The following is a 20,186-nucleotide window of genomic DNA, read 5'->3' on the forward strand; positions in this document are numbered from 1 at the left end:
GCCACAGCGCCCACCGCGCCACCCTCGAATCGGCCCGCCACAGCGCCCACCGCGCCACCCTCGAATCGGCCCGCCACAGCGCCCACCGCGCCACCCTCGAATCGGCCCGCCACAGCGCCCACCGCGCCACCTTCGACGCGGCCCGGCGCGTGGCCCGCTACGCCGCCTGGCGCGCGGACTGCGGAAGCCGATCTCACTCAGCCGATGAGCGCCGCGGCTCCGGTCACGGTGAGTGCCAAGTCTGCCGTCACAGTTCCGGGCACTCGCCCTTCCTCCGTCACACCCCCGCCGCCCGACCGCCCCGGCTCCACTGTCTACGGCGGCCAACACCCGGCGGCCCCGGCCCGCCGGCGCCGGCGTCTTCCCGTACTCATCGCCCTGGTTCTGCTCGTCGTTCTGCTCGGCGGCGGCGCCACCCTCCAACTGACGCGCTCGCTGCCGGCCGCCACCCTGACCACGTCGATCGCCGCCAGCATGAAGATCCCGGGGGCCGCGCCCGAGCTTCCGTGGCCGGCCACCGGCAGCGCCGAGCTCATGATCGAAGGGCTGGGCCGCATCGGCGGTTCCGGTAGCACCGCCGCCGCGCCCATCGGCAGCGTCGCCAAGGTTATGACCGCGTACGTGATCCTGCGTGACCACCCGCTCAGTGGCGCCGAGGAGGGGCCGACACTGACAGTGACCGCGGCCGACGTCGCGGACTTCGAGTCGCGGATCGCGAGCGGCCAGTCCCTCGTACAGGTGGAAGTCGGCGAAAGACTCACCGAGCGTGACGCCCTCGAGGCCCTGATGTTGCCCTCGGCCAACAACATCGCCCACCAGCTGGCCGTCTGGGACGCCGGGTCCGAGGAGGCGTTCCTGACCAAGATGAACGCCGCCGCCGAGGACCTGGGCATGAAGAACACCAACTACACCGACCCCAGCGGCTATCTGCCGACCACCACCAGTACGGCGCCCGACCAGGTCATTCTCGCTCGCGCCGCGCTCAAGAGTGCCGTCTTCGCCGAGATCGTGGCCCTGCCCGAGGCCGAGATCCCGGTCGTCGGCACGATCAAGAACTACAACGACCTGCTCGGGGTGAACGGCGTGTTCGGCATCAAGACCGGCTCCACCGACGAGGCCGGCGGTAACTTGGTGTTCGCCTCTCACCTCACCGTCGGTAGCCGCAAGCTGACCTTGGTCGGTGCCGTCTTCAATCAGCCGGGCGCGCAGACTCCTCAGCAGCTGGCCAAGGTCAACCGGGAGGTCAAGAAGTTGCTGACCGCCACGGCCAAGGTCGTCAAGGAATACACCCTCCTGCCCACCGATCCGGTCGGGCAGGTGGAGACGGCGTGGGGCGCCACCACCACGGTCCGCCCGGCCCAGGCTCTGAAGGTGGTCGGCTGGCCCGGCCTCACGGTGCCGCTCAAGGTCACCACAACGACGCCGTCGGCCGAGGTCACTGCGGCCCAGTCGGTGGGCACGGTGCAGGCTTCCGGTGTACGGGTGGAATTGCGCACCGACAGCGCCATCGCATCGCCGTCGGTGTGGTGGCGCCTGACCCGTACCTCATAATTATCCGAGCGGTTCGTCGGCGATCGGTTGCCATTCTCAAGGCAGCCGGTCGCGACGGCCGGAATGGTCAGATCCCCGGCACGGCGTGCGCGAGAAAGCGCAGGAATTGACTGACCGCGGGCGGCATCGAACGACCGGCCACCGTTGCCGCGTACACCCGCCGGGTCGGCTCGTCGTCGCGATGAAGGCGTAACAGAGCAATGTCGGGCGGCGTGCTCCGCAAGGCGAGCGCGGGCACCAGCGCCACTCCCAGTCCCGCCGCGACACAGCCCAATTTCCCCGTCCATTCCGCGGCCACGATCTCGATCCGCGGCTGGAACCCGTCGGGCAGGCTGGCCCGCAACAGCGTCTCCTCCGCGTTGGCCGACCCCGCGATGAACGGGTCGCCGGCCAACTCCGCCAGCCGGACCGTTCTCCTGTTCGCCAGCGGATGATCCAGCGCGACGGCCACCAGGAGACGCTCGTCCAGAATGTGCCGCAATGCGAAGCGATTGGCGTCAATAGGACCGGTCGGTGACGAACTCACCACGGCCACGTCCGCCTCACCCTCGGCGAGTTTTTCCAGCAGCGTCGGGGTCAAACCCTCGACCAGACCCAGAGCCACTTGCGGGTACGCCTTGCGAAAGCCGGCAAGCGCACGAGGCACCAACGCCGCCAAGGCCGTGGGAAAAGCACCCACGCGGAGCCTGCCACCGCCGAGTTCCCGCAATTCCGCCACGGCCTTCCGGGCATGCGAAAGCCGATTGAGTACGGCCTCCGCGTGCGGCAGAAGCACGCGTCCTTCCTCGGTCAGCGCCACCCCGCGCGGCAACCGGTCGAAGACCTGCGCACCCCATTCCGCCTCGAGCACGCCGATCTGCCGGGACACCGCCGACTGCGTGAATTGAAGCTGTTTCGCGGCGGCGGTGATCGAGCCCAGACGAGCCACGGTCCGGAACACTTCCAGCAGCTGGGTCTCCATGCCGAGCCATGCTAGCGCCGCATCCCGTCCATGCCAGACATTCGCTGGTCGCATACGTGGCCCCTCCGTACCGTCGAGCCCATGCCGAATTTGACCCTCGACAACCCCGCCACCGTCGCCGCGCCCTTCGGCGACCGATTCGCGCACGTGGCCCGGGCCGACCTGCCCGGCGGCGGCGCCTTGTTGCTGCTCTCCGGCCAGGTCGCCGTCGACGCCACCGGCGCCGTGGTGTCGCCCGGCGACGCCGGCGCTCAGGCCACCCGCGTCTTCGAGGTCATCACCGAGCTGCTGGCCGCGCACGGGGCGGCCCTGACCGACGTCATGCACGTCCGCACGTTCATGACGAGCCTCGACGACCTGCCCGCGTACGGCGCCGTCCGACGCCGTTTCTTCCCCGGGAACCCACCGGCGAGCACCACGGTGGAAGTCAGCCGCCTGTTCCTGCCCGGCGCCGTTCTGGAAGTGGAGGTGACGGCGATCGCCCGGCTATGACCCGATCGTCCGCCGGTCGTCGGGCAGCCGGCGCGTGTGGCCCTTGCGGTCGAGCAGCTCCAGCAGCGGCACGGCCACCCGCCGCGTCGTGCCCAGGGCTTGGCGTGCCTCGCTCAGCGTGAACGGCTGCGGCAGCGCGGCCAGCAGACGAACAGCTTCCTCGACCGCGCCCGCGCGCAGAACCACCTGCGGCGTGAGCCGAAGAAGCAGCCCCGTCCGCTCGGCCGCCGCCACCTGCCGCGCACCCAGACCGAGCGCCGCCAGGTCGTAGGCCTCAGGCGCGGCGAACGCCCCAAGCCCGTCGAACGCCTTGCCCACCAGCCCCACCAGCTCGTCCGGCGCCCCCGTCGGGCCCGCCACCACCCGCCCGTTCCGCACCACGACCGGAGGCCGAACCAGTGCCGTCACCAGGATCCGATCCGGCAGTCCCAGCCGATGCCGAAGCGCCTCCACGGGCATGCCCGCCTCGAGCGGGTGCTCCCTGGCGTACGCGGCCACCTCCTCACCGAGCCGCCCACCAAGCGCCGACCAATGATCCGGATCGGCGTACCAGTCCCCCGCCACCGGCTGCCCAGCCGCCGCGTCCGCGGGTGACATGGGCTCGGACGATGGGGTGGGCAGGAGCACGCCCATGGCGGCCAGGTCGGCGCCTTTGATCAGGAGGCGGCGGCTGAGTTCGGAACGGAGCGACGGGTGGGCGTCCATGCTGGTCAGCTGGGCGGCGCGGGCTGCGGCGGCGCCGCGGCGTTTGAGGCCGGGAGGTGCTACGTCGAGGATGGTGACGCCGCCGGCCACGTGGTGGCGGCCGGGGTCGCGGAGCAGGGCCCGGTCGCCGATGCGCAGGGGCAGGGGATGAGAGAGACGCAGGCGGGCGGTGTCGGTGCCGAGGGGGCGGATGTGGACCGGAACGGCGGCGGAGCCGACGTGCAGGGTGGCCTGGGCGGGGAGGTCGGCCACGGGGTCGCCGTGCACGCGGACGTCGACCAGACCGGCGAAGCGGAACCGGCCCGGGGTGAGCAGGGCGTCGCCGCGGCGCAGGTCGTCGCGGGGAGTGCCGCGCAGGTTGACGGCCACGCGGGCCACGGCGGTCACCTCGTCCCGCTGCTGTCCCATGCTCTGCAGGCCGCGGACCCGTACCGTGCTGTCGCCCAGGGTCAGTTCGTCGCCGGTGCGGAGCCGGCCGGCGCCGAGGGTGCCGGTGACCACCGTTCCGGCGCCCTTGACCGTGAAGACACGGTCGATCCACAGGCGGACCGGTCCCGGCTCGGCGGCCGGCAGGCGCCCGGTCAGACGGTCGAGCGCGGCCCGCAGATCGTCGAGACCGGCCCCGGTGACCCCGCTGACCGCGACCGCCTCCACGTCGCCGAGCGACGTTCCGGCGATCTCCGACCGGGCCAGCTCGATCGCGGCCTCCGGCTCGGCCAGATCGCTGCGGGTCACCACCAGCAGCCCGTGCCGCACGTCCAGCGCGTGCAGGGCGGCCAGGTGCTCGGCCGACTGTGGCATCCACCCCTCATCGGCCGCCACCACGATCATCGCCGCCGGCACCGGCCCTACCCCGGCCAGCATGTTCGGCACGAAACGCTCATGCCCGGGTACGTCGACGAACGCCACCGTCTCCCCCGACGGCAGCCCCATCCAGGCGAACCCGAGGTCGATGGTCATCCCCCGGCGCCGCTCCTCGGCCCACCGATCCGGCTCCATCCCGGTGAGCGCCCGAACCAGAGTCGACTTCCCGTGATCGACGTGCCCGGCCGTAGCGATGACGTGCACGCCTACTCCCCCGCCACCGCCGGCGCCGGAGGCGCACCACTCGGTGCCGCCCCGGCCGGCACGGCGGGTCCGTCCGTAGCAACAGGCGCCGCGGTTCCAGCCGTCGCGGCCGCTCCGGCCGAAACGGCGGGTCCGTCCGTAGCAACAGGCGCCGCGGCTCCAGCCGTCGCGGCCGCTCCGGCCGAAACGGCGGGTCCGTCCGTAGCAACAGGCGCCGCCGCTTCAGCCGTCGCGGCCGGTCCGGCCGGAACGGCGGGTCCGTCCGTAGCAACAGGCGCCGCGGCTTCAGCCGTCGCGGCCGCTCCGGCCGGAACGGCGGGTCCGTCCGTAGCGACGGGTGCCGCGGTTCCGGCCGTCGGGGGCGGGCCGGCCGGAACGGCGATCGCCGTCGGGTCGATGGCGGCACGCGGTGTGGACGCCAAGGCCCTGCCGGCGGTCAGGATCGCGGCGGTCAGCTGGGGGTCGGCGTCGACGGGGACGCAGCGCAGGTCCAGGAGGAGGTGGCCCCGTTCCACGCGGCCGACCACGGGTGTTGCGCCTGTGCGCAGGGTGTGGGCGTACGTCTCGGGCAATGAGAGGGACCACGACGGAAGGGTGACCTCGGGGGCGCCGCCGCCGCCGACCACCGCCGACGACTCGGTGAGGGTGACCGGAATGCCCTGGGCGGCCAGGTGGGCGCGGACGGCCTCCGTTCGGGTGCGCAGGGCGGACGGGTCGGCGCGCAAAGCCTGCCACGTGGGGGTGAGGGGGCCGGTCAGGGTGGCCTGGAGCGCGGCCAGGGTGAGCTTGTCGACGCGCAGCGCGCGGGCCAGGGGGTGGCGGCGCAGGCGCTCGATCAAGGCAGGCTCGCCGAGGAGGAGGCCGGCTTGGGGGCCGCCCAGAAGCTTGTCGCCGCTGGCCGTGACCAGGGCGGCGCCGGCGGTCAGGGTCGTGGTGGCGTCGGGCTCGCCGGGGAGCAGGGGGTCGGGGTGCAGCAGGCCGGAGCCGATGTCGGCCACCACCGGTGGGTCCAGGGTGGCCAGGGCGGCGACGGGGGTGTCGCTGGTGAAGCCGCGGATCACGAAGTTGGAGGGGTGGACCTTCAGGATGAAGCCGGTGTGGGGGCCGATGGCCCGTTCGTAGTCGCGCAGCGTGGTGCGGTTGGTGGTGCCCACCTCGCGGAGGCGGGCGCCGGTCGACTCGAGCAGGTCGGGCAGGCGGAAGCCGTCGCCGATCTCCACCATCTCGCCTCGGCTGACGATGATCTCGCGGCCGGCGGCCAGGGCCGTGGCCGCCAGGACCAGGGCGGCGGCACCGTTGTTGACCACGTGGACGTCGCCGGCGGCGGGCACGGCGGCGGCCAGGGCGGCCATGGTGGCGCGGCCCCGGCGGGCGCGGCGGCCGGTCTCCAGGTCGAGTTCGACGTCGGTGTGCCCGGCGGCGGCGACAATGGCCTCGCGGGCCGCGGCCGACAGGGCGGCGCGGCCCAGGTTGGTGTGCAGGACGACGCCGGTGGCGTTGAGGACCGGGCGGGGACCCCGGGGCAGTGCGGCCAGGGCGGCGTCCACGGCGTCAGCCGGCGCCAGCTCACCGTCGCGGACCCGCTGAAGCGTGGCGACGACGGCGGCCTTGACGGCCGCACGGCCCAGCGTCCCGGCGGCGGCCAGAAGTTGAGGATCGGCCAGGACCGCGTCGGTACGGGGTACCCGCCGCCGCGGATCCGCCGAAGCCACCGAAGCCGCCGAAGAGCCTGAAGCCGAAGCGGCCGGCGAGCCCGAGGCAGAAGCAGCCGGCGAGCCCGAGGGAGAAGCAGCCGACGAGAGGACAGCGGACGGACCCAAAGCCGGAGTGGCCGGCAAGGCGGTGGCGGCCGAACCCGAGGCCGGGGCGGCCGACGAAGGTATGGCGGGCGAACCCGAACCCGCAGTCGCCGGCAAGGCGGCGGCCGAACCCGAAGCCGGGGCGGCCGACGAAGGTGTAGCGGCCGACGAGGGTGTAGCGGCCGACGAGGGTGTAGCGGCCGACGAGGGTGTAGCGGCCGACGAGGGTGTAGCGGCCGACGAGGGTGTGGCGGCCGACGAGGGTGTGGCGGCCGACGAGGGTGTGGCGGCCGACGAGGGTGTGGCGGGCGACGAGGGTGTGGCGGGCGAACCGGAAGCCGGGGCGGCCGGTGAAGGAGCGGCGGGCGACGGTGGAGTGGACGGCCGCGGATCCTCGGGGGCGGCCGGTGCGGGGCCGGTCGGGTGTGGATCCTGGGGCATGGGACCAACCTACCGCCAGGGGTGGTTGACCATGCGGGGTGCGGTGGGGTCGCGTACGGGCGGAAAGTGTCTTGGTCTGTGGTGGGTCAGCGGCCGAGAATGGGGCCGTGAGCGTCGAGGTGTGCCTGCTGGGGCCGGTCGAGCTGCGCGTCGGCGGGCGGACGGCGGCTCTCACCGGGGCGCCGCAGCGGGTACTTCTGGCCCGGCTCGCGCTGGCCGGTGGGCGGGTCGTGCCGGTCGGTGAGCTGATCGAGGCGCTCTGGGAAGGTGAGCCGCCCGCGAACGCCCTGGGCAATCTGCACAGTTACGTGTCGCGGCTGCGGCGGCATGCCGGTGGGGACGTCATTCGGCGGGAACCCGGTGGCTATCGGCTTGTCCTGCCGGACGGGGCCGTCGACATCGGCCGGGTCGAGCGGCTTGTCGCCGCCGCCGGCCGGCAGGGGGACGAGCAGGCCGCGGACACGCTCGCCGAGGCGCTCGGGGTGTGGCGGGGTGATCCGCTGTCCGGTGTGGCCGGCCGGCTGAGCTTCGCGCCTGATGTGGCCCGGCTCGCCGAGTGGCGGCGGCACCTGCGCGAGGAGTTCCTGGATCGGCGGGTGGCGGCCGGCCGTGGGGCCGAGGCGCTGCCGGAGATCGAGGCCTGTGCGACGGCCGAGCCGATGCGGGAGCGGCCCCATCTGCTCTGGATGCGGGCTTTACATCAGACCGGCCGTACGGCCGAGGCGCTGGCCGTGGCGCGGGCGTTCCGGGACCGGGTAGTGGACGGGCACGGCGTCGATCCCTCGCCGGCCCTGGACGAGTTGCGACAGCGCATCCTCGGTGCGGATCCCACGCTGCGGCCGGCCGTCCGGGCGCCGCGGGCGGCGCGGCCGGACCGGTTCTTCGGGCGGCGGGACGAGATGGCCGTACTGCGGAAAGCCCTGTCCGACAGCCGGGTGACCACGATCGTCGGGCCCGGTGGGGTGGGCAAGACGCGGCTGATGAGCGAGGCGCTGACCGGGGACGAGCTCGTCGTGGAGCTGGCCGAGCGGTCCGTGCCGGACGATGTCGGCGCGGCCGTGGCGGGGGCGCTCGGGCTGCGGGCGGCGCCGCGCGGTGCGGTGGCGGCGGTCGCGGAGCGGCTGGGCGGGTCGGCCGTGGTTCTGGTTCTCGACAACTGCGAACATCTGCTTGCGGCGGTACGGGACCTGGTCGCTCAGATCGTGTCGCGCTGCCCGCGGGTGCGGGTTCTGGCCACCTCCCGGCAGCGGCTCGGGGTGCCCGGGGAGCGGGTGCTGCGGCTGCGGCCGCTGCCCGAGGAGGACCAGGTGGCGCTGTTCTGCGATCGGGCGGCCCTGCTGCGGGCCGGGTTCTCCCCCGACGCGCGCAGCCGGGAGCTCGCGGCCGAGGTGTGCCGGCTGGTGGACGGGCTGCCGCTCGCGGTCGAGCTGGCGGCCCGGCGGGAGGCGGTGTTCGGGCTGGCCCATCTGCGGGATCGGCTCGGCGCCGGGTTGCAGGTGCTCGACCCGGCCCGCGGCGGCGACCGGGCCACCGCGGTCGCGGCCACCGTCGAGTGGTCGTACCGGCTGCTCGATCCGGCGGCGCGGCGGCTGCTCGACCGGCTCGCGGTGTGCCGGGGCGGGTTCGGGCTCGAGGCTTTGCCGTACTTCGCGGACGGCGCCGAGCCGCTGCTCGCGGAGCTGGTGGACGCCTCGCTGGTCGTGTGTGACCTGTCGGCGGGGCCGCCGAGGTACCGGTTGCTCGACACCGTACGACATGTCGGGCTCGCGCATCTGGGAGAAGATCTTGCTGCGGCGAGAGACGCCCACGCGCGCTGGATGCTCGACTTCGTCACCGAACTCGTCGAGCGGCAGCGGCGCCGCAATCCGCACACGTCGCCGGCTCTGCGGCGTGAGCTGGGCAACGTTCAGGAGGCGCTGGCCTGGCTGGGCGACCGCGACGAGGGGGCCCGGCTGGCGGCCTGGGCGGCGGTGGCCGGGTCCGACGCGCCCGACCCGGGGCTCACGGCGCAGTTGGTGCGGTGCGCTCCCCCGGCCGTCGTGTCCGAAAATGATGCCCTGCGCGCGGTCGCCGCCGGCACCGGGGAATGGCTCACCAGCAATCTGGACGAGGCCGAACGCCTGCTGCACGCGGCTCTCGCCGTGCTGCCGGCGGGACATCCGGTGCGCGGGCCGGCGATTCTCATCCGCATCTCGAACTCGATGTTCGCGGGAAGGGCGGGGGACGTACGGGCGGACGCGTTGCGGTTGCGCGACGAGCCGGGCGCGTCGGGGTGGGTGCGGGTGACCGGGCTGTGCTGCGCGGCCCTGATGGACGCCTACAACGGGGACGCGGCGGCCGGAATGCGCTGGCTGAAAACGTACGAGAAGGAACTGACGGCCGGCGAGGACGACGGTTTCGAGCCGTTCACCCGGGGTGAGTTGCTGGCCGCGAGCGATCCGGTGGCGGCGCTCGCGTGCTACGAGGAGTCGCTGCGCCGCACCACCCGCGCCGGGTTGGATTACACGGCGAACATCGCCCGGACCGGCCGGGCCGCGGTCCTCATCCGGCTCGGCCGCCACGACGAGGCCGCGGACGCCTGCCGGGAGGCCATCGCCGCCGTTCGCGCCGCGGGAATGACCGCGCAATTGTGGACGCTTCTGCGGCTCACCGCGGAATTGCTCGCCGACCGGGGGGACCATGCCGCGGCCGCCGCGATAGTGGCCGCGGCGGACGCCGACCCGTACGCCCCGGCCGTCATGGGCCCCGACCGTGACCGGCTGGAACGGCTGCGCGCGGCGGGCGCCTTGCCGGCGGCGGACGCGGCCGATTTCGCCCTGGCAAGGCTTCAGCAAGCAGCCGGCAAGGACGCGGCCGCACCGTAGGCGGCATGACCGACACACGCATTGACGAAGCCCGCGCCGAAGCGTTCGCGGGACAACTCCTGACCGATTTCGCCGGGGCCGGCAGCACCGCGCTCACGGTTGCCGGCGACCGGCTCGGGCTCTATCGGGCGATGACCGGCGCCGGCCCGATGACCCCGGCCGAACTGGCTGCGGCCACCGGGCTGCATCCGAGGCTGGTCACCGAATGGCTGCGCGCACAGACCGTTTCCGGATACGTGACCAGCGACGGCGAGACCTTCGAACTGCCGATCGAGCACGCGCTGGCGCTCTCGGTCGTCGACTCACCCGCCTACATGGTGGGTGGCGGTGAGATCATCGCCGGCTATTTCCTGGCCCTGCCCCGGCTCGAGGCCGCTTTCCGCGGCGACGGCGGCCTCCCCTACGGCGACATGCCGGGATGTCTGCACCACGGCATCGAGCGTTTCTTCCGTACGGCCTATGTCAATCATCTGGCGCGACAATGGTTCCCGGCCGTGCCCGGTCTGCTCGAAAAGCTCGAGAAAGGCGCCCGCGTGGCCGACATCGGATGCGGGCACGGCGTCGCGACCCGGCTGATCGCCTCGACCTGGCCGGCGTCCACGGTGACCGGTTTCGACAACCACGAGGCGTCGATCGTGAACGCCCGCGCCGCCCTGGCGCCGGGGGTCGACTTCCACGTCGCCTCGGCGACGGAGATCAACCGGTACGGCCGGTTCGACGTGGTGGCGTTCTTCGACTCGCTGCACGACCTCGGCGACCCGCCGGCCGCCCTGAAGGCGGCCTACGAGGTGCTGGAGCCGGGCGGCATCGTGGTCGCGGTCGAGCCGTGGTCGGCCGACGACTTCACCACCGTCGTCGGCAACCCGGTGGCCCGGGCCAACTACGCGGCGTCGACGGCGCTGTGCACGCCGGGGTCGCTGAGCCAGCCCGGCGCGTACGGCCTGGGCACCCAGGGCGGGCCCACGGCGCGGCTGGAGCTGCTGACCGCCGCCGGCTTCGAGGGGGCGGTGGTCGCCGCCGACACGGGCCTCAACCTGGTACTGGCCGGCTTCAAGAGCTGACAAGTCGGACGTATAGGACGCATGCCTCCGGGTATCCCGGGGGCATGGCCACCGTGACGCACGAACGCACGTTCAACGCGGCCGGCACCGAACTGGCCGGGGATCTCACTCTGCCCGACGACGCGTACGGGATCGTGCTCTTCGCCCACGGCAGCGGCAGCTCCCGGCACAGCCCGCGCAACCGGGCCGTCGCCGCCGAGCTGAACCGGCGCGGCCTGGGCACGTTGCTGACCGACCTGCTCACCCACGACGAGGAGGATCGGCGCTTCGACATCGGCCTGCTCGCCGACCGCCTGATCGGTCTCGTCGACTGGCTGGTCGGGGCCTACCCCACCGCCCGGATCGGCCTGTTCGGGGCCAGCACGGGCGCCGCCGCCGCGCTCGTCGCCGCCGCGGCGCGTCCCCGGCCCGTACGGGCGGTGGTCTCCCGGGGTGGCCGCCCCGACCTGGCCGGGCCCGCGCTCGTCCAGGTGAGCGCGCCGACGCTCCTGCTGGCTGGCGGGAACGACCAGACCGTGATCGAGATCAACGAGGAGGCCCGCAACGCCATGACGGTCACCGCCGAACTGCGCGTCGTGGCCGGCGCCACCCACCTGTTCGAGGAGCCCGGCGCCCTCGACACCGTCGCCGAGGAGGCCGCCGCATGGTTCGCGACGCACCTGCGCTGATCTTCGAGAACCGCGACGACGCCGGCCGCCAGCTGGCCGACGCGGTCGCCGCCCAGCTGCCCCGCCACCCCGGCCCGGCCCCGCTCGTGCTGGCCCTCCCGCGCGGCGGCGTGCCGGTCGCCGTCCACGTGGCCGCCCGCGTCGGCGGCGAACTGGACGTGGTCATCGCCCGCAAGATCGCCGCACCCGGCCGTCCCGAGTACGGCCTCGGCGCGATCGCCGAGGACGGCCCGCCCGTCTTCGACGAGCCGGCCCTGGCCGCCCTGGGCCTGACCCCGTCCGATCTGACCCCGGCGGTGGTGGAGGAACGCGCGGAACTGGCCCGCCGTACCCGCGAATACCGGGCCGACCGGCCCACCCCGGACCCCACGGCCCGCGAGGTCGTGCTCGTCGACGACGGCCTGGCCACCGGCGTCACCGCCCGGGCCGCCCTGCGCTGGCTCCGGGGCCGCCACCCCGCCCGCCTGATCCTGGCCGTCCCGGTCTGCGCCCCACCGGCCCGGGACGCGCTGACCGGCGACGCCGACGCGGTGATCTGCCTGAGCGCCCCGGCGGAGTTCCGCGCGGTCGGCCAGTGGTACCACGACTTCACCCAGCTGACCGACTTCGACGTCGCCCGCGCCCTGCGAGGTTTCGCCGCCACCTGACCGGGCAGGTGCTTGTTCATGCGTACGGGCCTGCTCGCCGGAGCCGCAGCCGGGGCCGCCGGCACCGCGGCCCTGAACGCCGCCACCTACCTCGACATGGCCCTGCGGGGCCGCCCCGCCAGCCCGGCCCCGGAGGACTCGATCGAGGCCCTGCCGGTCTCGATCCCCGGCGACCCGGAAACCCGCGACCACCGCGTCTCGGGCCTGGCCAGCCTCACCGGCATAGCCACCGGCGTCGCCATCGGCGCGGCCTTCGGCCTGCTCCGCCGGGCCGGCCTGCGCCCCGGCCCGCTGGCCGGCACCGCCCTGATCGGCGCCACCACCATGGCCTCGACGAACGCGTCGATGATCGCCCTCGGCGTCACCGACCCTCGCCACTGGTCGGTCACCGACTGGCTGAGCGACGCCCTCCCCCACCTGGCCTACGGCGCCGTCACCGACGCGGTGTTGCGAGCCCTGGACCGCTGACGGCTCCCGCCTCGTTCGACGTCATACACCGCCAGCGCCTGTTTCGTACCTGGGGTGGGTCCAGGTTTCGTCCGGTAGGGGCCCAGGCGGAAGCTGGCCAAGCCGCAGCACCGCCTCAGGGACGAAACAGGTGCTAGGCCGGGGGCTTCTTGATGCCGCCGGCACTCGCGAGACTGACGACCTCGGCGGCCACTGTCACCATGGCCGTAAGAAGCTTTTGAAGCTGACCGGCATCTCGTCGCAGCCGTTCGAGGTCCACTGCTTCCTCGCTCGACGCGGCCGACAGCGCAACCTGGCGCATGAAGGCAGAAACCGAAAGTCCGGCCTTTCCGGCGCCGGCCCGAATCGCCGCGGCTTCCTCGGTGGACACTCGAACCGAAAACATGACATCAAGCTTCGCCGGACTTAGGGTCGGCACAGGCTCGCCAACGAGATCGTGCCGCTCGGAGTAGTAGAAGTCAGCCAGCTCTGCCTGGCTCATCTCCTCTGGCTGCTTGCTCACGCGCCCTCCTCCCACGCGGTAATCGGTCGCATCACAGCAGTGGCGGGACGCCATTCGACGACTACCACCACGGTCCTGCCGCCGCGGGTGAGACCAATTGCCACCAGATCGCCGCTGCGCCCTTTCCTGTTCCGATAATATTTCGGCCCACTGTTGAGTACCTGATCTACTTCGGCGGCCGACACGCCGTGCCTCGTGGCGTGCTCGAGATTGTGGTCGTCCCACTCGATGTGCTCTGGCCATATCTCAGGCACAGCCGCCTCCGCGCGTGTCATACACACTACTCGTCATGTCATACACACAGTACGCGGGTAAATATGAGAGATCCGTCACTCTTTCGAGTGAGATCTCGGTGCGTGACGTCAGCGGAGGCGGACGGGAATCGAACCCGCCTGACCCGGATGCCGGGTCACACCAGTTTTGAAGACTGGGAGGGGCACCAGCCACCTGAACGCCTCCGCGCGCGAGCCTAGCGGGTCGCGACGTGCCAGAGTGGGCGGGTGACTCGTCTTACGCAGTACGCGCATGGTGGTGGATGTGCCTGCAAGATTCCGCCGGGGGAACTCGAGGCGGTCGTGGCCGGGCTGGTCGGGGTGACGACGCCGGAAGGACCCGGGGAACTGCTCGTCGGGCTTGACGACGGGGATGACGCGGCGGTGGTGAAGATTGCCAACGGGACGGCGATCGTGGCCACGGCCGATTTCTTCACGCCGGTGGTGGACGACGCGTACGACTGGGGTCGTATCGCTGTGGCCAACGCGCTCTCCGACGTCTATGCCATGGGCGGTACGCCCGTCGTCGGCGTCAACCTGCTCGCCTGGCCGCGGGAGGTGCTTCCGATGGAACTGGCCGCCGAGGTTCTGCGGGGTGGGCTCGACGTCGCGGCCGAAGCCTCCTGTCACGTGGCCGGTGGGCACAGCGTGGACGATCCCGAGCCCAAGTACGGCATGGCGGTCACCGGGGTGGCCGATCCGGCTCGGCTCATGCGCAACGACGCCGGGAAGCCGGGGGTGCCGCTCACGCTGACCAAGCCGCTCGGGATCGGCGTGCTCAACAGCCGGCACAAGGCGACCGGTGACGTCTCGGCCGAGGCCGTGGCCGCGATGACCACGCTCAACGCCGACGCCTCGCGGAAGGCGCTCGAGAACGGCGTCGTGTGCGCCACCGACGTGACCGGGTTCGGGCTGCTCGGGCACCTGCACAAGCTCGCCCGGGCCAGCGGGGTCACCGCCCGGGTCGACGCCGCCGCCGTGCCCTATCTGGACGGGGCCCGGCGGGCCCTCAAGGACGGCTACGTCAGTGGGGGCACGCGCCGCAACCTCGACTGGGTGCGGCCGCACCTGGACAGTGATGTCAACGAGGACGAGCTTCTGCTGCTCGCGGACGCGCAGACCTCGGGCGGGCTGCTCGTCGCCGGTGAGGTGCCGGGCTACCCGGTCATCGGCGAGCTCATCCCGGCCCGGGATGGCAAGACCCTGGTCATCGATGCCTGAGGGAGGAACCATGGCGAGCGGGCTGACCGTCGGCGAGGTCGCGGAGCGGGTCGGGCTCACCGTGCACACGCTGCGGTGGTACGAGCAGGAGGGCCTGGTCGACCCGGTCGAGCGGGACACCGCCGGGCGCCGCCGCTACAGCGACGCCGACCTGGGGTGGCTCGAGCTGCTGATCCGGCTGCGGACGACCGGCATGCCGGTGCGCGACATGCGGCGCTACGCCGACATGGTCCGGGCCGGCGACGACACGGTCGGCGACCGGCTGCGGCTGTTCGTGGAGCACAAGGAGCGGGTGCTGGCCCGCATCGCCGAGCTCCAGGCCGACCTGGCCGTCCTCGACGCCAAGATCGAGATCTACGGGGAGCTCGATCGGCAGCAGCGTGAGGTCACGTCCGCCGTTCGTTAAGCTGATCACGCTGGGCGAGGCGCTCCCGCTGCGGCACCACCGTGTACTTCGGGTCCTTGGCCGACGCCACGCCGGCCTCGAACACGCCGAAGCGGGTCAGGGCCGAGCCGGCCAATAGGGACAGGCCCGAGAGGGCCGACACGGCGCGTGAGCGGCGGCCGAGCACCGCGCCGACCGCTCCGGCCGCCGTGAGCAGGCGGGCCGCCTTGAGCAGCTTGCCGGGGCGGCCCCGCTGGTAGGGCTCGCTGAGCAGCCCGTGGCCGTGTTCGACCTGGTGGCCGGCGACCAGTTCGATGCCCGCGCCCAGCACCGCCATTCGCCGGGCCGGCGTGCCGGGCGCCGCGATCAGGCCCACGCCGGCCCCGCTGGCCAGCGCGCTGCCGGCGAACATGAACGGCAGTTCCGGGTGGACCGCGTTCCAGCTCGGCACGGCCGTGTCCGCGAAGAGCACCGCGGTGTAGGTGGCCAGCGCCGGAGCGAGCGCCGCGGCCCCGTACCCGGCGAGGTCGCCCACCGGCGGCAGCAGCCGGCGAAGCAGGCGGGACGGGAGCAGCGGCGCGAACTCGGCCGCCCCGGCGACCGCCGCCACCCCGCCGAACGTGGCCAGCACCCACGTGCCGACCGACATCGGCGAGGTCGGCTTGGCCACCCGCAGCATGTGGTGGAAGCGTTCCGGCCGGCCCAGGTCGATGATCAGGAAGTACGTGCTGGCGCCGAGCGCGCCGAGCGTCGTGAGGCGCCCCGCGCGGCGCAGGTTCGTGTTCCCGGTGGCCTGCCCGCCCGCCGCCAGCAGCGCCGACCCGGCGGCCAGGCCGCCGGTGAACAGGTACGAGGCGATGTCGTGGGTCCACACCGGCGGCCGGACGATCGGGCGCCCGTAGTACGACTCGAACTCCGCCTCGGGCACCATGGAACGGTCTTTCATCAGCGCCTCCCGGCGAAGGCCACGACGGCCGAGGCGGCCATGGCCAGCGCGGCCAGCCCGGCCCGCTTCCACATCTTCGGCAGGTCACGGGTGGCCACGATCGGGTCGGGCGGCAGCCCGTACACCTCGGGCTCGTCGAGCAGCAGGAAGAACGCCCCGTCCCCGCCGACGCCGTTGTTCTCGTCGTGTCCGTAAAGCCGCGCCGCCGGAACACCCTGAGAATGGAGGTCGGCGACCCGCTGCTCGGCCCGGGTGCGCAACTCCGACAATTCGCCATACTGGATGGATTCGGTCGGGCACGCCTTCGCACAGGCCGGCGTCAGACCGTCGCCGATACGGTCGTAGCACAGCGTGCATTTCCAGGCCCGCCCGTCGTCCTCACGACGATCGATCACGCCGTACGGACAACCGGAAACGCAGTAACCGCAACCGTTGCAGATGTCCTGTTGCACGACGACGGTGCCGAACTCCGTACGGAACAGAGCGCCGGTCGGACAGACATCCAGGCATCCCGCGTGCGTGCAGTGCTTGCACACGTTCGACATCATCAGCCAGCGGAAATCCGACGTCGGCCCCGGCGACGCCTTGCCCGGCAGCTCCGTCGTCGGCATTCCCAGGAACTGTGGTCCGGCCGTGTCGCCGAGAACGTCACCGGTGACCGGCTGCTCGATGAACGCGACGTGGCGCCACGAATTCGCCGACAGGCCGCCCGTGTTGTCGTACGAATGACCCAGGAGATTGAAACCGTCGTCCGGGACCGCGTTCCACTCCTTGCACGCGACCTCGCACGCCTTGCATCCGATGCAGACGGAGGTGTCGGTGAAGAAACCCATGCGCGGGGGCGCGTCGACGTAACCGGCGTCGGTCGCCGGGTCGATCGGCCCGTACAGGCTGTTACTTCCCACTGTCGTCCTCCAGCCCGGCACGGCGGCGATAGTCCTGCACGTACGCGAGCAGGCCCGGACCGGCGGGCCGTCGCCCGGCCCGGATGTCACACGTGCCGACCTTGCTCTCCTGGATCAGCACGTTCGGGTCGAGGGTGATGCCGATCAGGTCGTTCGCCGAGTCGCCGGTGACCACGCCCTCGCTGCCCCAGTGATAGGGCATCCAGAGCTGATGGACGGTACGGCCCTCGATCCGCAACGGCCTCAGCCTATCGGTGACCATGACCCGGGCCTCGATGGCCGCCCGCGCCGTCACGATGTGCGCCCATCCCATGTGGGTCAGGCCGCGTTCCTCGGCCAGGGCCGGCGAGACCTCGACGAACATCTCCGGCTGCAATTCGGAGAGGTACGGCAGTTGGCGGCTCATCCCGCCGGCGGTGTGGTGCTCGGTGAGGCGGCTCGTGCTGAAGACGTACGGGAACACCTCGGCGTGCCGATCGGGCGCGCTGGGGTTCGTCAGGTTGTCGGTCCGGTCGTACACCTTGCGGGTCGGGTTGGCCTGCTGGCCGTAGAGCGGATTGGCCACCCCGGACTCGGCCGGCTCGTAGTGCGTGGGCATCGGGCCGTCGATGAGCCCGCTCGGCGCGTACAGCCAGCCTTTGCCGTCGCCCTGCATGATGAAGGCGTCGTCGCCGGAGATCGCCTCGACGCCGGAGGCGCCCTCGGGCGGCCGGTACGACGGCGGTTTGGTCTTCTCGAAGTCGGGGACGTCCTCGCCGGTCCACTCCCCGGCGGCCTCGTCCCACCAGACGTACTTCTTCCGCTCCGACCACGGCTTGCCGTCCGGGTCGGCCGAGGCCCGGTTGTACAGCGTGCGCCGGTTGGCCGGCCAGGCCCAGCCCCACTCGGGGGCGACGTAGTTCTGCTCGCCGCCCGGTTTACGCCGAGCGGCCTGGTTGACGTCGTCCTTGTAGACGCCGGTGTAGATCCAGCAGCCGCCGGAGGTGGAGCCGTCCGGCTTCATCTCCGTGAACGAGCTGAGCAGCTTGCCGCTCGTCAGGTCGTACCCGTTGATCTCTTTGAGCACGAGAGAGGCGTCCGGCTCGTCGTCGCCGTACTCCCAAGTCAGGTTTTTGATGCCCTCGTCTCGTGACTTGCCGGAATCGTGCAGGCGGGCCCGCAAACGGCGGCCGAGGTGGTAGAAGAACCACAGCTCACTGCGCGCGTCGCCCGGCGGGTTCACCGCTTTCTCGCGCCACTGCAGCAGCCGCTGGGTCTGGGTGAACGTGCCCTCCTTCTCCACGTGGGAGGCAGCCGGCATGAAGAAGACCTCGGTCTTGCACTGCTCCGGCACGATCTCGCCGGTCTCCACCTCGGGACCGTTCTTCCAGAACGTGGCGCTCTCGATCATGAACAGGTCGCGCACCACCAGCCAGTCGAGGTTGGCCATGCCGAGCCGTTGCGCGCGACCGTGGGCCGACCCGACCGCGGGGTTCTGCCCGAGCAGGAAGTACCCCTTGATCTTGCCGTCGATCATGTCGAGGACCTGCTGGTACGTGCCGTGGTCGCCGGTCAGGCGCGGCAGCCAGTCGTACCCGTAGTCGTTCTCCTCGGTCGCCGCGTCACCCCAGTACGACTTGAGCAGGCTCACCGCGTACGACTTCGCGTTGGCCCAGAAGCCCTTCTGCTCCGGATGCCGGATCGCGTCGATCCACTGGTCGAACGTCTCGTGCTGGGTGACATGCGGCATCGGCAGGTAGCCGGGCAGCAGGTTGAACAGCGTCGGGATGTCGGTCGAGCCCTGGATGCTGGCGTGTCCGCGCAGCGCCATGACGCCACCGCCGGGCCGGCCCATGTTGCCCAGCAGCAGCTGGATGATGGCGCCGGTCCGGATGTACTGCACACCCACGCTGTGCTGAGTCCAGCCCACCGAGTAGACGAGCGCCGTCGTGCGCTCCCGCCCCGAATTAGCCGTCCAGGCCTCACAGACCTCCAGGAACTTGTCTTGGGGTACGCCGCACAGGCGCTCCACGACCTCGGGCGTGTAGCGCGCGTAGTGCCGCTTGAGGATCTGGTAGACGCAGCGCGGATCCCGCAGCGTCGGATCGCGGGGAACGTCGGCCGGGATGGGCGGGCCGTGCGACTCCTGCTCGAGGCCGGAGGCGGTCTCCCGGTCGACGTGCGACTCGCCCTCCTCCTGGCCCTCGTCCTGCTGACCCGCGTACTGCCAGCTCGACTGGTCGTACGCCCGGGTCTCGGGGTCGAAGCCGGAGAACAGCCCGTCCAGCTCCTCGGTGTCCTGGAACTCCTCGCTGACGATCATGGACGCGTTGGTGTACGCCAGCACGTACTCCCGGAAGTCCTTCTCGTTCTCGAGGATGTAGTTGATCACTCCACCCAGGAACGCGATGTCGGCCCCGGCCCGCACCGGCACGAAGCTGTGCGCCAGCGCGCTGGTCCGGGTGAACCGCGGATCGACGTGAATGATCTTCGCGCCGCGCTTCTTGGCCTCGATCACCCACTGGAAGCCCACCGGGTGCGCTTCCGCCATGTTCGAACCCTGGATGATGATGCAGTCGGCGTTCGCCAGATCCTGGAGGAATCCGGTGGCCCCGCCACGGCCGAAAGAGGTTCCCAGACCGGGAACGGTGGCGGAGTGTCAAATACGGGCCTGGTTCTCGATCTGGATGGCCCCGATCGCCGTGAAGAGCTTCTTGATCAGATAGTTCTCTTCGTTGTCCAGCGTCGCGCCGCCCAGGCTCGAGATGCCCAGCGTACGGTTCAGGGGACGCCCCTCGGCGTCGTTGTCCTCCCAGGTCTGCTCACGCGCGGCGAGCACCCGGTCGGCGATCATGTCCATGGCCGTGTCGAGGTCCAGCGACTCCCACTCGGTCCCGTACGGCCGCCGGTAGAGCACTTTCTGCTGCCGGCGGTCCGTGGTGACCAGGCTCTTGCTGGCCGAGCCCTTGGGGCAGAGCCGCCCCCGCGAGATGGGGCTGTCCGGGTCGCCCTCGATCTGGACGACCTTCTCGTCCTTCACGAAGACCCGCTGCCCGCAGCCGACCGCGCAGTAGGGGCACACCGACTTGGCCACCCGATCGGCGGTCTCGGTACGCGCCGTGAGCTCCTTGGACCGGTCGGACTGGGCCGCGGCACCACGCCCGAGCGGGTCGGTCCCGGTCAACTGCCGGTAGACCGGCCAGCCCTCGATCCAGGTCCGCACGCCCACGACTCAGACCTTAACCCCCACA

The 20,186-nt window shown here is 71.9% G+C and carries 16 protein-coding genes, 1 tRNA gene and 1 pseudogene; 9 read left to right on the plus strand and 9 right to left on the minus strand.

The window, feature by feature from the left end:
• The first annotated feature begins 204 nt into the window (after window positions 1–204).
• Window positions 205–1,551, plus strand: a complete 1,347-nt coding sequence (locus ACGFJ7_RS36495; protein WP_392646483.1) for a D-alanyl-D-alanine carboxypeptidase family protein — start codon at window positions 205–207, stop codon at window positions 1,549–1,551.
• Window positions 1,552–1,618: 67 nt separating this feature from the next.
• On the opposite strand, the gene ACGFJ7_RS36500 is transcribed toward ACGFJ7_RS36495, so the two are convergent.
• The gene (locus tag ACGFJ7_RS36500) at window positions 1,619–2,512 is read right to left on the minus strand and encodes a LysR substrate-binding domain-containing protein (RefSeq protein WP_360253970.1); all 894 of its coding nucleotides are present in this window, start codon (window positions 2,510–2,512) and stop codon (window positions 1,619–1,621) included.
• Window positions 2,513–2,593: 81 nt separating this feature from the next.
• On the opposite strand from ACGFJ7_RS36500, the gene ACGFJ7_RS36505 reads away from it, so the two are divergent.
• Window positions 2,594–3,004, plus strand: a complete 411-nt coding sequence (locus ACGFJ7_RS36505) for a RidA family protein (protein ID WP_360253972.1) — start codon at window positions 2,594–2,596, stop codon at window positions 3,002–3,004.
• On the opposite strand, the gene selB is transcribed toward ACGFJ7_RS36505, so the two are convergent.
• Both selB and selA read right to left on the minus strand, forming a co-directional pair.
• Window positions 2,999–4,777 carry a selenocysteine-specific translation elongation factor gene (gene selB / locus ACGFJ7_RS36510; RefSeq protein WP_392646485.1) on the minus strand — a complete coding sequence of 593 codons (1,779 nt, stop codon included), beginning with the start codon at window positions 4,775–4,777 and terminating at the stop codon, window positions 2,999–3,001. The genes ACGFJ7_RS36505 and selB overlap by 6 nt on opposite strands.
• 437 nt (window positions 4,778–5,214) lie before the next feature.
• Window positions 5,215–6,489: pseudogene (selA, locus tag ACGFJ7_RS36515) on the minus strand (L-seryl-tRNA(Sec) selenium transferase); the annotation flags it as partial.
• Between the two features lie 635 nt (window positions 6,490–7,124).
• Here selA and ACGFJ7_RS36520 point away from each other — a divergent pair.
• Genes ACGFJ7_RS36520 through ACGFJ7_RS36540 form a run of 5 tightly spaced genes read left to right on the plus strand, consistent with a single transcriptional unit; the run spans window position 7,125 to window position 12,725 of the window.
• Window positions 7,125–9,881: a BTAD domain-containing putative transcriptional regulator gene (locus ACGFJ7_RS36520; protein WP_392646487.1), complete on the plus strand. Its 2,757-nt coding sequence runs from the start codon at window positions 7,125–7,127 to the stop codon at window positions 9,879–9,881.
• 5 nt (window positions 9,882–9,886) lie between these two features.
• Window positions 9,887–10,942 (plus strand): class I SAM-dependent methyltransferase, encoded by a 1,056-nt coding sequence (locus tag ACGFJ7_RS36525; RefSeq protein ID WP_392646489.1) that lies wholly within the window; start codon window positions 9,887–9,889, stop codon window positions 10,940–10,942.
• 44 nt (window positions 10,943–10,986) lie between these two features.
• Window positions 10,987–11,610: an alpha/beta fold hydrolase gene (locus tag ACGFJ7_RS36530; RefSeq protein WP_360253980.1), complete on the plus strand. Its 624-nt coding sequence runs from the start codon at window positions 10,987–10,989 to the stop codon at window positions 11,608–11,610.
• The gene (locus ACGFJ7_RS36535) at window positions 11,586–12,257 is read left to right on the plus strand and encodes a phosphoribosyltransferase (protein ID WP_392646491.1); all 672 of its coding nucleotides are present in this window, start codon (window positions 11,586–11,588) and stop codon (window positions 12,255–12,257) included. The genes ACGFJ7_RS36530 and ACGFJ7_RS36535 overlap by 25 nt, the downstream gene beginning before the upstream one ends.
• A gap of 18 nt (window positions 12,258–12,275) precedes the next feature.
• Window positions 12,276–12,725 carry a hypothetical protein gene (locus ACGFJ7_RS36540; RefSeq protein WP_360253984.1) on the plus strand — a complete coding sequence of 150 codons (450 nt, stop codon included), beginning with the start codon at window positions 12,276–12,278 and terminating at the stop codon, window positions 12,723–12,725.
• A 133-nt stretch (window positions 12,726–12,858) separates the two neighbouring features.
• On the opposite strand, the gene ACGFJ7_RS36545 is transcribed toward ACGFJ7_RS36540, so the two are convergent.
• From ACGFJ7_RS36545 to ACGFJ7_RS36555, 3 genes are all read right to left on the minus strand, one after another.
• Entirely contained in the window at window positions 12,859–13,227 is a 369-nt protein-coding gene (locus ACGFJ7_RS36545; RefSeq protein ID WP_360253986.1) for a plasmid mobilization protein, read from the minus strand.
• Window positions 13,224–13,502: a hypothetical protein gene (locus tag ACGFJ7_RS36550; protein ID WP_360253988.1), complete on the minus strand. Its 279-nt coding sequence runs from the start codon at window positions 13,500–13,502 to the stop codon at window positions 13,224–13,226. The genes ACGFJ7_RS36545 and ACGFJ7_RS36550 overlap by 4 nt, the downstream gene beginning before the upstream one ends.
• Before the next feature lie 90 nt (window positions 13,503–13,592).
• Window positions 13,593–13,686, minus strand: a tRNA-Sec gene (locus ACGFJ7_RS36555).
• Window positions 13,687–13,727: 41 nt separating this feature from the next.
• On the opposite strand from ACGFJ7_RS36555, the gene selD reads away from it, so the two are divergent.
• Together selD and ACGFJ7_RS36565 are read left to right on the plus strand one after the other, a co-directional pair.
• Entirely contained in the window at window positions 13,728–14,720 is a 993-nt protein-coding gene (selD, locus tag ACGFJ7_RS36560; RefSeq protein WP_360253990.1) for a selenide, water dikinase SelD, read from the plus strand.
• A 10-nt stretch (window positions 14,721–14,730) separates the two neighbouring features.
• On the plus strand, window positions 14,731–15,126 hold the full coding sequence (locus tag ACGFJ7_RS36565; RefSeq protein WP_360253992.1) for a MerR family transcriptional regulator: 396 nt from the start codon (window positions 14,731–14,733) through the stop codon (window positions 15,124–15,126).
• Here the strand turns inward: ACGFJ7_RS36565 and nrfD are convergent.
• From nrfD to fdh, 3 genes are read right to left on the minus strand one after another with little or no spacing between them, the layout of a single operon-like run.
• Window positions 15,107–16,051: an NrfD/PsrC family molybdoenzyme membrane anchor subunit gene (gene nrfD, locus ACGFJ7_RS36570; protein ID WP_392646494.1), complete on the minus strand. Its 945-nt coding sequence runs from the start codon at window positions 16,049–16,051 to the stop codon at window positions 15,107–15,109. The two genes, ACGFJ7_RS36565 and nrfD, sit on opposite strands and share 20 nt — an antisense overlap.
• The gene (locus tag ACGFJ7_RS36575; protein WP_360253996.1) at window positions 16,051–16,956 is read right to left on the minus strand and encodes a 4Fe-4S dicluster domain-containing protein; all 906 of its coding nucleotides are present in this window, start codon (window positions 16,954–16,956) and stop codon (window positions 16,051–16,053) included. The genes nrfD and ACGFJ7_RS36575 overlap by 1 nt, the downstream gene beginning before the upstream one ends.
• Window positions 16,946–20,164: a formate dehydrogenase gene (gene fdh, locus ACGFJ7_RS36580; RefSeq protein WP_360253998.1), complete on the minus strand. Its 3,219-nt coding sequence runs from the start codon at window positions 20,162–20,164 to the stop codon at window positions 16,946–16,948. The genes ACGFJ7_RS36575 and fdh overlap by 11 nt, the downstream gene beginning before the upstream one ends.
• Between the last annotated feature and the right edge of the window lie 22 nt (window positions 20,165–20,186).

The organism is Actinoplanes sp. NPDC048988 (assembly GCF_043197815.1).
Lineage (GTDB): Bacteria > Actinomycetota > Actinomycetes > Mycobacteriales > Micromonosporaceae > Actinoplanes.

Excerpts from the sequence above, each read along its gene's own strand:
- ACGFJ7_RS36495 (WP_392646483.1), top strand. The coding sequence starts at position 205 with ATGAGCGCCGCGGCTCCGGTCACGGTGAGTGCCAAGTCTGCCGTCACA.
- ACGFJ7_RS36500 (WP_360253970.1), bottom strand. The coding sequence starts at position 2,512 with ATGGAGACCCAGCTGCTGGAAGTGTTCCGGACCGTGGCTCGTCTGGGC.
- ACGFJ7_RS36505 (WP_360253972.1), top strand. The coding sequence starts at position 2,594 with ATGCCGAATTTGACCCTCGACAACCCCGCCACCGTCGCCGCGCCCTTC.
- ACGFJ7_RS36525 (WP_392646489.1), top strand. The coding sequence starts at position 9,887 with ATGACCGACACACGCATTGACGAAGCCCGCGCCGAAGCGTTCGCGGGA.
- ACGFJ7_RS36530 (WP_360253980.1), top strand. The coding sequence starts at position 10,987 with ATGGCCACCGTGACGCACGAACGCACGTTCAACGCGGCCGGCACCGAA.
- ACGFJ7_RS36535 (WP_392646491.1), top strand. The coding sequence starts at position 11,586 with ATGGTTCGCGACGCACCTGCGCTGATCTTCGAGAACCGCGACGACGCC.
- ACGFJ7_RS36540 (WP_360253984.1), top strand. The coding sequence starts at position 12,276 with ATGCGTACGGGCCTGCTCGCCGGAGCCGCAGCCGGGGCCGCCGGCACC.
- ACGFJ7_RS36550 (WP_360253988.1), bottom strand. The coding sequence starts at position 13,502 with ATGACACGCGCGGAGGCGGCTGTGCCTGAGATATGGCCAGAGCACATC.
- ACGFJ7_RS36565 (WP_360253992.1), top strand. The coding sequence starts at position 14,731 with ATGGCGAGCGGGCTGACCGTCGGCGAGGTCGCGGAGCGGGTCGGGCTC.
- nrfD (WP_392646494.1), bottom strand. The coding sequence starts at position 16,051 with ATGAAAGACCGTTCCATGGTGCCCGAGGCGGAGTTCGAGTCGTACTAC.